The 14054-nt window shown below is 70.3% G+C and carries 8 protein-coding genes; 5 read left to right on the top strand and 3 right to left on the bottom strand.

All coding sequences use genetic code 11. The annotated features are described in order from the left end of the window. The first annotated feature begins 30 nt into the window (after positions 1-30). On the top strand, positions 31-3216 hold the full coding sequence (gene putA, locus FHW73_RS13575; protein WP_255492990.1) for a bifunctional proline dehydrogenase/L-glutamate gamma-semialdehyde dehydrogenase PutA: 3186 nt from the start codon (positions 31-33) through the stop codon (positions 3214-3216). Between the two features lie 709 nt (positions 3217-3925). Here putA and FHW73_RS13580 read toward each other — a convergent pair. Further along, positions 3926-4723: a polysaccharide deacetylase family protein gene (locus FHW73_RS13580; protein WP_255492991.1), complete on the bottom strand. Its 798-nt coding sequence runs from the start codon at positions 4721-4723 to the stop codon at positions 3926-3928. Positions 4724-4852: 129 nt separating this feature from the next. Here FHW73_RS13580 and grxD point away from each other — a divergent pair, with 129 nt between their 5' ends. The 4 genes from grxD to FHW73_RS13600 all read left to right on the top strand — a co-directional run bounded on the left by grxD (position 4853) and on the right by FHW73_RS13600 (position 11860). Next, positions 4853-5782 carry a Grx4 family monothiol glutaredoxin gene (gene grxD, locus FHW73_RS13585; protein WP_183427277.1) on the top strand — a complete coding sequence of 310 codons (930 nt, stop codon included), beginning with the start codon at positions 4853-4855 and terminating at the stop codon, positions 5780-5782. A gap of 527 nt (positions 5783-6309) precedes the next feature. Further along, entirely contained in the window at positions 6310-7785 is a 1476-nt protein-coding gene (locus FHW73_RS17575; protein ID WP_183427278.1) for a GGDEF domain-containing protein, read from the top strand. A 61-nt stretch (positions 7786-7846) separates the two neighbouring features. After that, complete coding sequence (locus FHW73_RS13595) at positions 7847-11317, top strand: PAS domain-containing hybrid sensor histidine kinase/response regulator (RefSeq protein ID WP_183427279.1); 3471 nt, start codon at positions 7847-7849, stop codon at positions 11315-11317. 201 nt (positions 11318-11518) lie between these two features. Next, on the top strand, positions 11519-11860 hold the full coding sequence (locus FHW73_RS13600; protein WP_183427280.1) for a hypothetical protein: 342 nt from the start codon (positions 11519-11521) through the stop codon (positions 11858-11860). Between the two features lie 399 nt (positions 11861-12259). On the opposite strand, the gene FHW73_RS13605 is transcribed toward FHW73_RS13600, so the two are convergent. Together FHW73_RS13605 and ubiA are read right to left on the bottom strand one after the other, a co-directional pair. Continuing rightward, entirely contained in the window at positions 12260-12601 is a 342-nt protein-coding gene (locus FHW73_RS13605) for an endonuclease domain-containing protein (protein WP_183427281.1), read from the bottom strand. A gap of 206 nt (positions 12602-12807) precedes the next feature. Beyond that, complete coding sequence (gene ubiA, locus FHW73_RS13610) at positions 12808-13725, bottom strand: 4-hydroxybenzoate octaprenyltransferase (RefSeq protein WP_183427282.1); 918 nt, start codon at positions 13723-13725, stop codon at positions 12808-12810. Positions 13726-14054: the final 329 nt, after the last annotated feature.

Raw genomic sequence — 14054 nt, forward strand, 5'->3', positions numbered from 1 at the left:
ATTCAGCTTCTGTTCCTGCCGGTGCGCCTCTTGAACGCCAGCCCGTCCCCCGCCTTCGCGGCGGCTCCTCTCCCGCCGCTGCGCGCGGCGATCACCGACGCCTGGACGCGCGATGAGACCCTGCATGTGCGCGAACTGCTCGCGCAGGCGCGGCAGCCGGACGCCGACCGTGCCGCGATCCAGGCCACCGCTGCCGACCTGGTCCGCCGGGTGCGCCTGCGCGCCCAGGACCGCGGCGCGATCGAGGCCTTCATGCAGCAGTACGACCTCGGCAGCGAGGAAGGCGTGCTGCTGATGTGCGTGGCCGAGGCGCTGCTGCGCATTCCCGACCAGGACACCGCCGACAAGCTGATCCGCGACAAGCTCGGCGAAGCGGACTGGAAGAAGCACATGGGCCAGTCGGACTCGGTGCTGGTCAACGCCTCGACCTGGGGCCTGATGCTGACCGGCCGGCTGGTCGACCTGGCCGACGAGACCAAGCGCAACGTCCACGGCGCGTTCAAGCGGCTGGTCGGGCGCGTCGGCGAGCCGGTGATCCGGCTGGCGGTGCGCCAGGCGATGCGGATCATGGGCCACCAGTTCGTCATGGGACGCACCATCGGCGAAGCGCTGACGCGCTCACGCAAGGGCGCCAATGCCGCCTACCGCTACTCGTTCGACATGCTCGGCGAGGCGGCCCTGACCCAGCGCGACGCCGACCGTTATCTGAAGGCCTACCAGGACGCGATCGACGCGATCGGCCGCTCCGGCCGCTTCAGCGACGAGATCGCCGCGCCGTCGATCTCGGTCAAGCTCTCGGCCCTGCATCCGCGCTACGAGCACGCCAAGCACGCGCGCGTGCTGGCCGAGCTGGCGCCGCGGCTGGCCGACCTGGCGCAGCGCGCGAAGGGCTATCGCATCGGCCTGACCGTCGACGCGGAAGAGAGCGATCGCCTGGAGCTGTCGCTGGATGTCATCGAAGCCGCGCTGCGCACGCCGTCGCTGGCCGGCTGGGAGGGCTTTGGCATCGTCGTGCAGGCCTACCAGAAGCGCGCGCCGTTCGTGATCGACTGGATCGCCGCGCTCGCCCGCGATCTGGGCCGACGCATCCCGGTGCGCCTGGTCAAGGGCGCGTACTGGGACAGCGAGGTCAAGCGCGCCCAGGTCGAGGGCCATCCGGGCTACCCGGTATTCACGCGCAAGCCCAATACCGACGTCAGCTACCAGGCCAACGCGCGCCGCCTGCTGTCGGCGACCGACGCGATCTACCCGATGTTCGCCACCCACAACGCGCAGACCATCGCCGCGGTGCATCGTCTGGCCAGCACGCTGCTGGGCCCGCGCGCTGCCGGCACGCCGCACCGCTTCGAGTTCCAGAAGCTGCACGGCATGGGCGACGACCTCTACGCCGAAGTCATTCCGGCCGACCGCCTCGATGTGCCATGCCGGGTGTACGCACCAGTCGGCTCGCACGAGGACCTGTTGCCGTACCTGGTGCGTCGCCTGCTCGAGAACGGCGCCAACTCCAGCTTCGTCAACCGGATCAGCGACGAAGACGTCGCGATCGACGATCTGATCCGCGATCCGGTCGAGGTCGTCACCGGTTTCGCGTCCATTCCCCACCCCCGCATTCCGCTGCCGGTCGATCTCTACCGCAGCCAGTCCTTCGACAGGAGCAACTCCATGGGCGTCAACCTCGCCAACGACGCGCAGCTCGCCACGCTCGCCGAGCAGATCCGCAGCGCGCCGACGTCGTGGTCGGCGACGCCGCTGGTGCCCGGTGCCACGGCAACCGGTGCCAAGACCGAGGTCACCAACCCTGCCGACCGCCGCGTGCGCGTGGGCGAGTGGATCGCCGCCGACACCGCCACGGTCGAGCGCGCGCTGGCCAACGCGGTCGCCGCGCAACCCGGCTGGGACGCCACGCCGGTCGCCTCGCGCGCGGCGATCCTCGAACACGCCGCCGACCTGCTCGAGCAGCGCATGCCGCAGTTCATCGCGCTGTGCACCCGAGAGGCCGGCAAGACGATTCCCGACGGTGTCGCCGAAGTCCGCGAGGCGGTCGATTTCCTGCGCTACTACGCCGGCCAGGCGCGCACGGCGTTCGTGCCCGAAGCCCTGCCCGGCCCGACCGGCGAGTCGAACGCGCTGCAGCTGGCGGGCCGCGGCGTGTTCGTGTGCATCAGCCCCTGGAACTTCCCGCTGGCGATCTTCGCCGGCCAGATCGCGGCCGCACTGGCGGCCGGCAACAGCGTGATTGCCAAGCCCGCCGAGCAGACCACCCTGGTCGGCTTCGAGGCGGTGAAGTTGCTGCACGAAGCCGGCATCCCGAAGGACGTACTGCAGTACCTGCCCGGCGACGGCGCCACCGTCGGCGCGGCGCTGACCTCCGACCCGCGCGTGGCCGGCGTCGCCTTCACCGGCTCGACCGACACCGCGCGTGCGATCAACCGCGCGCTGGCCGCGCGCGATGCCGCGATCGGCGTGCTGATCGCCGAGACCGGCGGCCAGAACGCACTGATCGCCGACTCCTCAGCGCTGCCCGAGCAACTGGTCAAGGACGCGCTGGCCTCGGCGTTCACCTCCGCCGGCCAGCGCTGCTCGGCCGCGCGCGTGCTGTATGTGCAGGACGACATCGCCGACAAGGTGATCGGCATGATCGCCGGCGCCATGAAGGAACTGACCGTCGGCGACCCGGCACTGCTGTCGACGGATGTCGGCCCGGTGATCGACACCGATGCCAAGTGCCTGCTCGATGAGCATGCCGCGCGCATGCAGGGCGCCGCCAAGCCGATCGCCGAGGCCCGGCTCGGGCCCGGCACCGAACACGGCACGTTCTTCGCCCCGCGCGCCTGGGAACTGCAGTCGCTGTCCCAGCTCACCCGCGAGAACTTCGGCCCCGCACTGCACGTGATCCGCTGGAAGGGCGACCAGCTCGACGCAGTCGTCGACGCGATCAACGCGACCGGCTTCGGCCTGACGCTGGGCATCCACTCGCGCATCGACGAGACCGTGGAGCGGATCATCCAACGCGCGAAGGTCGGCAACATCTACGTCAACCGCAACCAGATCGGCGCCGTCGTCGGCGTGCAGCCATTCGGCGGCCAAGGCAAGTCGGGCACCGGCCCCAAGGCCGGCGGCCCGCACTACCTGCCGCGCTTTGCAACCGAGAAGACCGTCACCATCAACACCACCGCCGCCGGCGGCAACGCCTCCCTACTGACGTTGGGTGAGTAGCCGCTGCTTGCGCGGCATGCCGCGCGCGGCTGCGAACGCCCGCCATGCTTTGGCGGGCCGGAACGAGTGAGCGCGTTGACGAAGCATTGCTTCGTGCGCGAACGAACGCCCGCCGCGCTGCGGCGGGCCGGATGAGTCGCCGCTGCTTGCGCGGCATGCCGCGCGCGGCGACGAACACCCGCCATGCTTTGGCGGGCCGGAACGAGTAACTGCTAACCATCCCCGCGCAACTCACCTCCCCCGCTCGCGGGGGAGGTCGGCACGCGTAGCGGGCCGGGTGGGGGCACGGGCCAGCGCGCAAAAGCGCCCCCATCCCAGCCTTCCACCCGTAAAGGGCGCAATGCCCCGTAAACGGGGGAAGGAGCGAAGCGGCACCGCGCACGCGTCACCTCCCCCGCTCGCGGGGGGAGGTCGGCACGCGTAGCGGGCCGGGTGGGGGCACGGGCCGTCACGCACAAGCGCCCCCATCCCAACCTTCCCCCGTAACACGGGGGAAGGGGCAGAGCAGCAGAGCGCCGACCTCCCCCGCTCGCGGGGGAGGTCGGCGCGCGTAGCGGGCCGGGTGGGGGCACGGGCCGTCGCGCACAAGCACCCCATCCCAACCTTCCATTCGGCAAGGGCGCAATGCCCCGTGACACGGGGAAGGAGCGAAGGCAGCGCAGCGCGCGTGTCACCTTCCCTGCAACGCGAGGGAAGGCGCCAGGCACGATCACCGCGCGGGGTCGCCCCCCCGCTCCGCCGCAGAAAACGGCAGCACTGTATGCAAGCCACGCGCCTGTAGACGCTCCAAGACCCCCGCGACCATCTCGACGTTGCGGCCGTGGCGCGCGCCCTCGTGCAGCAGCACGATCGCGCCCGGCACCAGATCGGCATCGATGCGTGCGACGACCTTCGTCGTGTCGCGCTCCACTGCGTCGAAACCGCGCGCGCTCCAGGCCACGCGCGCCAGGCCGGCGTCGCGCAAGGGGCCATGCACGAACGGGTTGCTGTGGCCGACCACCGACCGAAACCACACCGGCGCCCGCCCGGCGATTGTCGTCAACGTGCGCTGGCAATCCGCGATTTCGCGGCGCATCTGCCTCGGCCCCAATGCCCAGAACCGGGCCTGCGGGTGCCGCTGGGTGTGGTTGCCGATGTCGTGGCCACGCGCGACGATCTCCCGCACCAAGTCCGGACGCGTGGCCGCGCGTTCGCCCACGAGGAAGAACGTCGCCCGCGCCGCGTGCGCATCGAGCAGGTCGAGCAGCGGTCGAGTGTCGTCCGAGGGGCCGTCATCGATGGTCAGCCAGACCCCGGTCTCGCCTTCCGGCAGGTGCCGGAGCACTGGCCCGTACAGCCGTGAGCCGGGCGCCAGCACGCCCCACAGGCACAGGCCGTGGCTCGCCAACAGCAGCGGCAACCCGACCTGCCAGCCCCATTGCCACCACATCCACGCGACCAGCGCCTGGGAGGCGAGCAACAGCGGCAGCCACAGGTGCGGGCGACGGGGCGGACGATGCGGCGACATGGCGCGCATCATGCCATCGCACCCGCGGCGCATCGCAGCATTCCGCCAGCGCGACCACCGGTCGCGGGCTTGCGTTGGTGGCCCCGCGCTACCATGTCGGTCTTCCCGCCTGTTCCAGGATGTTCTGCCATGTCCCTCGATCCCGCCCTCCGCACCCGCATCGAGACCCTGCTGCAGGGCAACCGCGCCGTGCTGTTCATGAAGGGCTCGCCGATGGCGCCGCAGTGCGGCTTCTCGGCCAAGGCCGTGTCCGCGCTTGACGCGGTCGGCGTCGACTATGCCCACGTCAACGTGCTGGAAGACGGCGAGATCCGCGAAGGCATCAAGGTCTATGGCGAATGGCCGACGATCCCGCAGCTCTATGTCGACGGCGAACTGGTCGGCGGTAGCGACATCATCGAGCAGATGGCCGGCAGCGGCGAACTGCACGGGCTGTTCGGCGTCGAGGCCCCCGATCGCACGCCGCCGACGATCGCAATCACGCTGGCCGCGCGCGAGATGATCGCCAAGGCGCTGGCCGATGCCGGCGGCGACTACGCGCTGCAGATCGACATCGACCGCAACTTCCGCGCCCGCCTGCAGTTGGCACCGCGCAACCCGTCGGCGATCGTCAGCGACGTGGCCGGCTTGCTGGTGCAGTTCGACCTGGCCAGCGCGCGCCGCGCCGAAGGCCTGACGATCGATTTCGCCGACGACATCCGCGGCCGCGGCCTGGTCATCGACAACCCGAACGCGCCCAAGACGGTCCAGGAGATCGCGCCGACCGAAGCCGACGACCGGATTGCCGCCGGCAAGCTCACGCTGGTCGATGTCCGGCCGCCGGAAGAGCGCGCCACGGCCTCGGTCTCGCGCCCGTTCGAGGTCCTCGACGGCGACGGCATCCAGCGGCTGCAGTCGCTGCCCAAGGACACCCCGCTGGCCTTCCTGTGCCACCGCGGCGGACGCAGCCTCCAGGCCGCCGAGCACTTCCGCAACCAGGGTTTCACCCACGTCTATAACGTCACCGGCGGCATCGACGCCTGGAGCGACAGCGTCGACGGCGGCGTGCCGAAGTACTGATCCCGCGGCACCGCGCGCCGGGTGGCGGCATGGGCCTGTCGCGCACAAGCGCCCCATCCCAACCTTCCACCCGTGAAGGGCGCAATGCCCCGCAACGCGGGGGAAGGAGCAGGACACATCGCGCGGACAGTACCTCCTCCGCATCGCGGGGGAGGTCGACGCCGCAGGCGTCGGGTGGGGGCATGGGCCTGTCGCGCAGAAGCGCCCCCATCCCAACCTTCCCCCGCAACGCGGGGGAAGGAGCAGGACGCGTCACGCGGGCAGTACCTCCTCCGCATCGCGGGGAAGGAGCAGAACGCATCGCGCGAGCAGTACCTCCTCCGCATCGCGGGGGCGGTTGGCACGCATCGCGCGCCGGGTGTGGGCATGGGCCGCCACCTGGGGCACGCACTCAAGTTCGCCGCCGCACGGCCGATATCGCTTGCGATCAGTCGCAGTCCGCCGCGCCCCCCGGTGCGTGACGACCCCGGTTGCCTTTCGATGACGTGGCCTCCATGCGGAAACCGTCCAATCCGTCCGATTCCCTCGTGCGTCCGACCGGCGCGCGCGGGCGTGAGGGCGCGATCGGCTCGGAGGCGCTGGTGGCGCTGTTCGCCCAGGCCCACGAGCCGCATGCGCTGCTGATCGCCTTCGCCGACGGCGTCGCCGGGCTCCACGACGAACTCGGCAGCCTCGGCCAGTACCTGCAATCGGCCTGCGCCAATGGCGACTGGCCGGCCTATGGCCGCGCGATGCGGCAGCTGATCGACAAGTACATCCGCTTCGTCGATCTCGATACGCCCGCGCTGTCGGCTACCGACCCGTCGGCCCGCCTGCGCGACCTGCTGCGCCAGACGCTCGGGATCGCCCTCGCGGCGCTGCTGCGCAACGAACCGGCGCTGTCGGAAGAGGCACTCGCGCTGGCCAAAGCCTTCCGCGCCACCGAAGCCGGCGCAGCCGATCTCGACCGCCTGTCGCTGCGGCTCACCGACCTGTGCCGCCGGATCGATGTGCATGCCGAGGCCGCCGAGGAACAGGTCGCGCTGCTGATCGGCCTGTTCGACCTGTTGCTCGAGAACATCGGCGAACTGCTCGACGAGAAGAGCTGGCTGCATGGCCAGCTGACGCAGATCCGCGGCCTGCTCGCCGGGCCGCTGGACCGCGGCGCGATCGAGGAGGCGCGCGCGGAACTACGCGAGGTGATCTATCGGCAGGGCGTGCTCAAACAGGGCATCGAGGCGTCCAAGGTCGCGATGAAGACGATGATGTCGACGTTCGTCGAGCGCCTGGACGGCATGGCCATGCACACCGGCGAGTACCAGGACCGGCTGGCCGGGCATGCGCAACGGATCCGCGAGGCGCGCAGCATTGCCGGCCTCAACACCGTCCTTGACCAGGTCCTCGACGACACCGGCCGGATCCAGGCACAGGCGCTGCGCGCGCGCGACGACCTCATCGCCGCGCGGCGCGAGGTCGAGCAGAGCGAGAAGCGCATCCACCTGCTCGAGCAGAAGCTGCGCGACGCCGCCGGCCTGGCGCGCGAGGACGAGCTCACCTCCTGCCTGAACCGGCGCGGCTTCGACGAGGCGTTCGAGCGTGAAGCGCTGCGCGCACGCGAGGACCGGCCACTGTGCATGGCGCTGGTGGACCTCGACGACTTCCGCCGCCTCAACGCCACCCACGGCCATCTGGGCGGCGATGCCGCGCTGCGCCACTTCGTCGACGTCGCCCGCCTCACCCTGCGCGACAGCGATGTCCTGGGGCGCTTCGGCGGCGAGGAGTTCGTGATCCTGATGCCGGCCACGACCCTCGCCCATGCCCTCGCCGCGCTGGCGCGCCTGCGCACGGTGCTCGCGCATCGGCCGGTCGTCCACGACGAGACCCGCATCGTCATCACCTTCAGCGCCGGTGTCGCCCTGCGCCGCCCGGGCGAAACGCTCGAGTCGCTGCTCAAGCGCGCCGACCTGGCGATGTACAGCGCCAAGCGCGCCGGCAAGGACCGCGCGATGGCCGCGCAGGTCTGAGCGGCGCCCGCCGCGGCGGGTCGGGAGGCTACACTCCCGCGGTCGCGTCGAAGGATGTCGCATGCTGCCGGGCTGGATCCTGCTGCTGGTGTCGCTGGGCTACGCCGCGCTGCTGTTCGCGGTGGCGTGGTATGGCGACCGGCGGCCGCTGTATCCGCAGCGGCCCTGGCTGCGCCCGCTGGTCTACAGCCTGGCGCTGGCGGTGTACTGCTCGTCGTGGACCTTCTACGGCGCGGTCGGCACCGCCGCGCGTCAGGGCATCGGCTATCTGCCGATCTACCTCGGCCCGCTGCTTCTATTGCTGTTTGGCTGGCGCATCCTCGAGCGCCTGGCGCTGATCGCGCAGTCGCAGAACACCGTCTCGATCGCCGACTTCATCGCCTCGCGCTACGGCCGCTCGCAGCGGCTGGCGGCAATGGTCGCGGGCATCGCGCTGGTGGCCGCGGTGCCGTACCTGGCGCTGCAGTACAAGGCGGTGGCGATCAGCCTGGGCGTGCTCGGCGGCCCCGATGAAGCCGTCACACCGTTCGGCGACCCGGCGTTCTACGTCGCGGTGCTGATGGCCCTGTTCGCGATCCTGTTCGGCACCCGCAAGGTCGACGCGACCGAGCACCGCCCGGGCCTGATGCTGGCCGTCGCGCTCGAATCGCTGATCAAGCTGCTGGCGCTGGTCGCCGTCGGTCTGTTCGCGACGCTGTGGCTGGGCGCACGCGACCTGCACATGGTCGAGGCCACGCGTGCCCTGATCGACAACGCGCCACCCAGCGGCTTCGTGGCCCAGAGCCTGCTCGCGTTCGCGGCGCTGATCTGCCTGCCGCGCCAGTTCCACGTGGCGGTGGTCGAATGCGGCGACGTGCGCGACATCCGCCGCGCGCGCTGGCTGTTCGGCGGCTACCTGGTGATCGTCTGCCTGATGGTGCTGCCGATCGCCAGCGCCGGTGTCGCGTTGTTCGGGCGCGACGGCCCGGTCGCCCCCGATAGCTTCGTGCTGGCGCTGCCGATGGCCGAGAACGCCGACGTGATCGCGCTGTTCGCCTACATCGGCGGGTTCTCGGCGGCGACCGGCATGGTCATCGTCTCGTCGGTCGCGCTGGCGACGATGCTCAGCAACGACCTGGTGATGCCGCTGCTGCTGCGCCGCGGCTACGCCGAACGCCACGGCGGCAACGTCGGCTCGACCGTGCTGTGGATCCGCCGGGTGGCGATCGTCGCGCTGGCCGCACTGGCCTACGGCTACTACCGGGTCAGCGGCTCGGACACCACGCTGGCGGCCTATGGACTGATGTCGTTCGCCGCGGTTGCCCAGTTCGCGCCGGCGCTGATCGGCGGCCTGTACTGGCGTGGGGCCAGCCGGCGCGGGGTCGAGGCCGGGCTGCTGCTGGGCTTCGCGATCTGGAGCTACACGCTGATGCTGCCAGCGCTGACCGAGTCGGGCTGGATCCAGCCGCAATGGCTCGACGCCGGGCCGTTCGGCATCGCCTGGCTGCGACCGCGCGCCTTGTTCGGGCTCGCCGGCTGGGACCCGCTGACCCATGGCACGTTCTGGTCGCTGCTGGGCAACGTCGGCGCATTGCTGCTGGTGTCGGCGCGTTGGCGGCCCTCGCTCGACGAGCGCCTGCGCGCCGCGCCCTTCCTCGACCCGTATGCCGAACGGCGTGCACTCGCCTCCGAGGACTGGAGCGGCAACATCAGCGTCGGCGACCTGCTGACCCTGATCGGCCGCATCGTCGGCGACCGCACCGCACGGCGCGCCTTCGACGAGTACGCGCAGACCCAGGCGCGGCCACTGGTGCTCAACGCCTCGGCCGACCGGACCTGGCTGCAGTTCACCGAACGCCAGCTCGCCGCTGCGGTCGGCGCGTCTTCGGCGCGCCTGCTGATGACCAGCGCGCTCAAGGGCTCGGGCATGGAGGTCGACGAGGTCGTCGCGATGCTCGACGAGGCCGGCCAGGAACTGCGCTTCAACCGCGAGGTGCTGTCCTCGACGCTGGAGAACATCGACCACGGCGTGAGCGTGGTCGACCGCACCATGCGCCTGGTGGCGTGGAACCGCAGCTACCAACGCCTGTTCGGCTATCCCGACAACATGCTCTACGTCGGCCGCCCGGTCGCCGACCTGATCCGCTACAACGCCGAACGCGGCGAACTGGGACCGCGGGACGCGATCGACATCCAGACCGAGGTCGACAAGCGCATCGCCTACATGCGCGCCGGCTCGCCGCATGTCTCCGAACGCGTGCTCGGCAACGGCCAGGTCATCGAACTGCGCGGCCAGCCGCTGCCAGGCGGCGGCTATGCGACCAGCTACAGCGACGTCACCGACTACAAGCGCGCCGAACGCGAGCTGCGCGAGATCAACGAGACGCTCGAACAGCGCGTGGCCGAGCGCACCCGCGAGGCCGAGGCCGCGCAGGAATCACGCTCGCGCTTCCTGACCGCGGTCAGCCACGACGTGCTGCAACCGCTCAACGCCGCGCGGCTGTTCACCTCCGCGCTGCGCGAAACCCCCGACCCGGGCGAACAACGCCACCTGGCCGAGCGCATCGACACCTCGCTGCGCGCGGCCGAGGAACTGCTCGACGGCCTGCTCGACGTCTCCCGGCTCGACGCCGGCGCGCTCAAGCCGGAGATCGTCGACTTCGACGTCGCCGAACTGCTGCGCCAGCTCGCCGGCCAGTACGCGCCGATGGCCAAGGCGCGCGGCCTGGACATCCGTCTGCACGCGCCGCCCACGCCGGTGCGCAGCGACCGCCGCCTGCTGCGCCGGGTGCTGCAGAACTTCCTGGCCAATGCGCTGCGCTACACCCGCAGCGGCCGCATCGTGCTGGCGGCGCGTCGGCGCGGCGACGATGTCGCACTGCAGGTCTGGGACACCGGACCGGGCATCCCCGAACACCACATGAGCCAGATCTACGACGAGTTCCACCGCTACGAGCACAGCTTCGACTGGGACGGCCGCGGGCTCGGCCTGGGCCTGTCGATCTGCCAGCGCATCTCCCGGCTGCTGGGTCACACCCTCGATGCCCGCGCGATGGTCGGCCGCGGCAGCATGTTCTCGATCACCGTCCCGCGCAGCGCATCGGCGGCGATTGTCGCAGCGCCGCCGCCCACACCACTGCGCGACGAATCGCTGCGCGGCCTGCGCGTGCTGTGTGTGGACAACGACGACGACATTCTCGCCGGCATGCGCGCCCTGCTGCGGCGCTGGGATGCGGTGCCGCTGTGCGCTAAGACCATCGACGAGGCGATCGCGGCGATGGACGAGGAACCCGACGTGCTGCTCGTCGACTTCCACCTGCACGACCGGCTCGACGGCCTCGACACCCTCGACGCACTGCGCGGCATGGCGCCGGAGACGCCCGGTGCCCTGCTGACCGCCGACGGCAGCGACGCGCTCAAGCAGACCGCCCGCATCCGTGGCTACCGGGTGCTCACCAAGCCGGTCAAACCGGCGTCCATGCGCGCCTTCCTCGCTGCCCAGCGCAGTGCGATGACCGCCCGCCGCGCCCGCGCCGAAGGCCGGCTCGTGTAGGACGGCCGCGCACCTGCGCCGGACCAGATCGCGACGACCGGCCGATGCGTTGCGTGCCACCTGGACCGCCTGACGCCCGCCGCGCTCGCGCCCACTGCCGGCGGTCGTCGCCTGCCCGCCCTGTGCGGCGGACGCCCGCGCATGACGATTCCCTAACGCCCCCCGTTGCTAGGCTGCAGCCTTTCGCAACGCAGACGCCGCATGAGCACACGCTACCTGATCCGTATCCCCGACGCCGGCAAGGCCCGCGCCTCGGGCGCCTATGCCCTGCAGTCGCAAGGCCCCGAAGGCATCGCCGCCGAACTCCAGGACGCCCTGCGCGGCGACGCGCTCTTTTCCCGCTGGCGCGCCGACCAGCCCGATCCCGACGAGGTCGACCCGTCGCTGGGCATCACCGACGCCAACGCGCGCGTGGTCGGCGAGCAGCGCGACCTGGACATCGACCTGACCGTCGACACCTCGATCTCGAGCACCGTCCTCAAGCACCGCCTGCGCCTGCTGGCCGGCAGCGCCTGGGAACTGCGCGACGTCCGCGCGGCCTGAAGCCGGGCCCCCACCCGGCGCGCAAAGCGCGCCGACCTCCCCCGCAAGCGGGGGAGGTGACTCACGCATGCTGTCTGTTATGCGTGTAGGGAGGTGATTCACGCTCGCTGCCTGTTATCCGCGTGGGAGGCGATTCACGCCCGTTGTCTGCTATTCGCATGGGGGAGGTGATTCAGGCGCGCTGTCTCTTATACGCGTGGTACGTCTCTTCTTCGCGTGCGGAGCAGTGCCTGCTGACCACTCGGGCTGATTACGCCCTCCCGCTCGCAGCGGCGCACGCCCTCCCCCGCTTGCGGGGGAGGGTTGGGGTGGGGGGTAGCCGCTCACGCCGATTCACTCCCCTTCTGGAGCCCATTGCCCCTGCTCTTCACCGTCATCGACGCCACTAGCAGCCTCGCCTCACCCCTCACGCAGCGCCTGTGCAATCCATAACCACACACCTTCTGGATTGCCCAGAACGTCGTGATTCCAGAGCCGCAGCACCCGGTACCCGTGCGTCCGCAGGAAGGCATCGCGCGCAGCATCGGACATCGAGTCGGCATGCTGCCCACCGTCGACCTCGATCACCAACCGATGGGCCAAGCAGACAAAATCGACGACGTACGGGCCGATCGGATGCTGACGGCGAAAGCGTGCGCCGGCGATCTGACGCATGCGCAGATGACGCCACAGCGCACGCTCGGCATCGGTCATCGCCCGCCGAAGCCGGCGCGCCAGTTCCCGTTTCGCACCCTGCCGCATCGATGCACTCCCAGATGCAGGAATGCGAGCATGGTGGTTGTCACAGCGGTTTATGATCGGGACTGTCCGCAATGGCGAGTCGGGTCATACCTCGTCGCCCCCACCCGGCGCGCTGCGCGCGCCGACCTCCCCCGCAAGCGGGGGAGGTGACCGAAATGGCACGCCTGGAGACAGCACACCACTTTCTGTCTTTTCAGCGCCGACTTTCAGCCCGCCAACCGGGTCAGCGGCGGCAGTGCGTAGTGCGCGGCGATGCCGATGAAGACCGTCATGCCGACCCAGTGGTTGTGCAGAAACGCGCGGAAGCAGGGCCCGCGTTCGCGACTGCGTGCGATCGAGAACTCCCACAGCACCAGCCCCACCGCGGCGGCCAGCGCCAGCCAATAGTTCGGGCCTAGCCCTGCCAGGTGACCGGCGATCGCGAGTGCGGCGAACGTCGCCGTGTAGAGCAGGGCCTGCGCCAGCAGATCGAAGCGCCCGAACAGGATGGCAGTCGAGCGCGCGCCCGCACGGATGTCGTCCTCGCGATCGACCATCGCGTACCAGGTGTCGTACGCGGTCGCCCAGAAGATATTGGCGACGAACAACACCCAGCCCACCACCGGCACCGTGCCTTGCACGGCTGCGAAGGCCATCGGGATTGCCCAGCCGAACGACAGGCCCAAGTACACCTGCGGCAGGTGCGTGTAACGCTTGAGGTAGGGGTAGCTGGCGGCGAGCACGACACCGACGAAGCTCATCAGTACCGTCAGCCGGTTCATCGTCAGCACCAGCGCGAACGCGACCAGCATCAGCCCCGCGAACAACCACAGCGCCTCGCGCCCCCGCACGGCCCCGCTCGCCAGCGGACGATCCTTGGTGCGCTCGACGTGAGGGTCGAGCCAGCGGTCGGCATAGTCGTTGATCACACAGCCGGCCGAGCGCGTCAGCCAGACACCGGCGCTGAACACAGCGAGCGTCCAGAGTGGCGGCACCCCCTCTGCAGCGATCCACAACGCCCACCAGGTCGGCCACAGCAACAGCAACCACCCGATCGGACGGTCGCCACGGACCAGCTTCCAGTACAGCGCCAGTCGCTGGCGCCAAGCAGGCGTGCTCGGAGAGGTGGAAAGCGATACGGGCATGACGGGCGACAGATTAGCCGTGGGGACATAGCAGGGCCAAGTGTTTCGGCGCGTGTCGCGCTGCTGACACCGTGCGCCCCAATCCCACCCTTCCACCCGTGAAGGGCGCAATGCCCCGCGATGCGAGCAAAGCCGCAGCTCGCGCACGTCACCTCCCCCGCCTGCGGGGGAGGTCGATGCCGCAGGCATTGGGTGGGGCACGGGGGCCTGGCGAACTTTACCCCCATCCCAACCTTCCGCCCGTAAAGGGCGCAATGCCCCGCATGCGGGGGAAGGAGCAAAAAACGGCAGTCCGTGAAGGGCCCAATGCCTCGCGATGCGAGGAAGGA

The organism is Luteimonas sp. RC10, assembly GCF_014192745.1.
Classification (GTDB): domain Bacteria; phylum Pseudomonadota; class Gammaproteobacteria; order Xanthomonadales; family Xanthomonadaceae; genus Luteimonas.

Bases quoted from the DNA above. Each gene is read 5' to 3' on its own strand.
- ubiA (WP_183427282.1), bottom strand. From the start codon at position 13,725: ATGCCCGTATCGCTTTCCACCTCTCCGAGCACGCCTGCTTGGCGCCAG.
- FHW73_RS13595 (WP_183427279.1), top strand. From the start codon at position 7,847: ATGCTGCCGGGCTGGATCCTGCTGCTGGTGTCGCTGGGCTACGCCGCG.
- FHW73_RS13580 (WP_255492991.1), bottom strand. From the start codon at position 4,723: ATGTCGCCGCATCGTCCGCCCCGTCGCCCGCACCTGTGGCTGCCGCTG.
- FHW73_RS13600 (WP_183427280.1), top strand. From the start codon at position 11,519: ATGAGCACACGCTACCTGATCCGTATCCCCGACGCCGGCAAGGCCCGC.
- grxD (WP_183427277.1), top strand. From the start codon at position 4,853: ATGTCCCTCGATCCCGCCCTCCGCACCCGCATCGAGACCCTGCTGCAG.
- FHW73_RS13605 (WP_183427281.1), bottom strand. From the start codon at position 12,601: ATGCGGCAGGGTGCGAAACGGGAACTGGCGCGCCGGCTTCGGCGGGCG.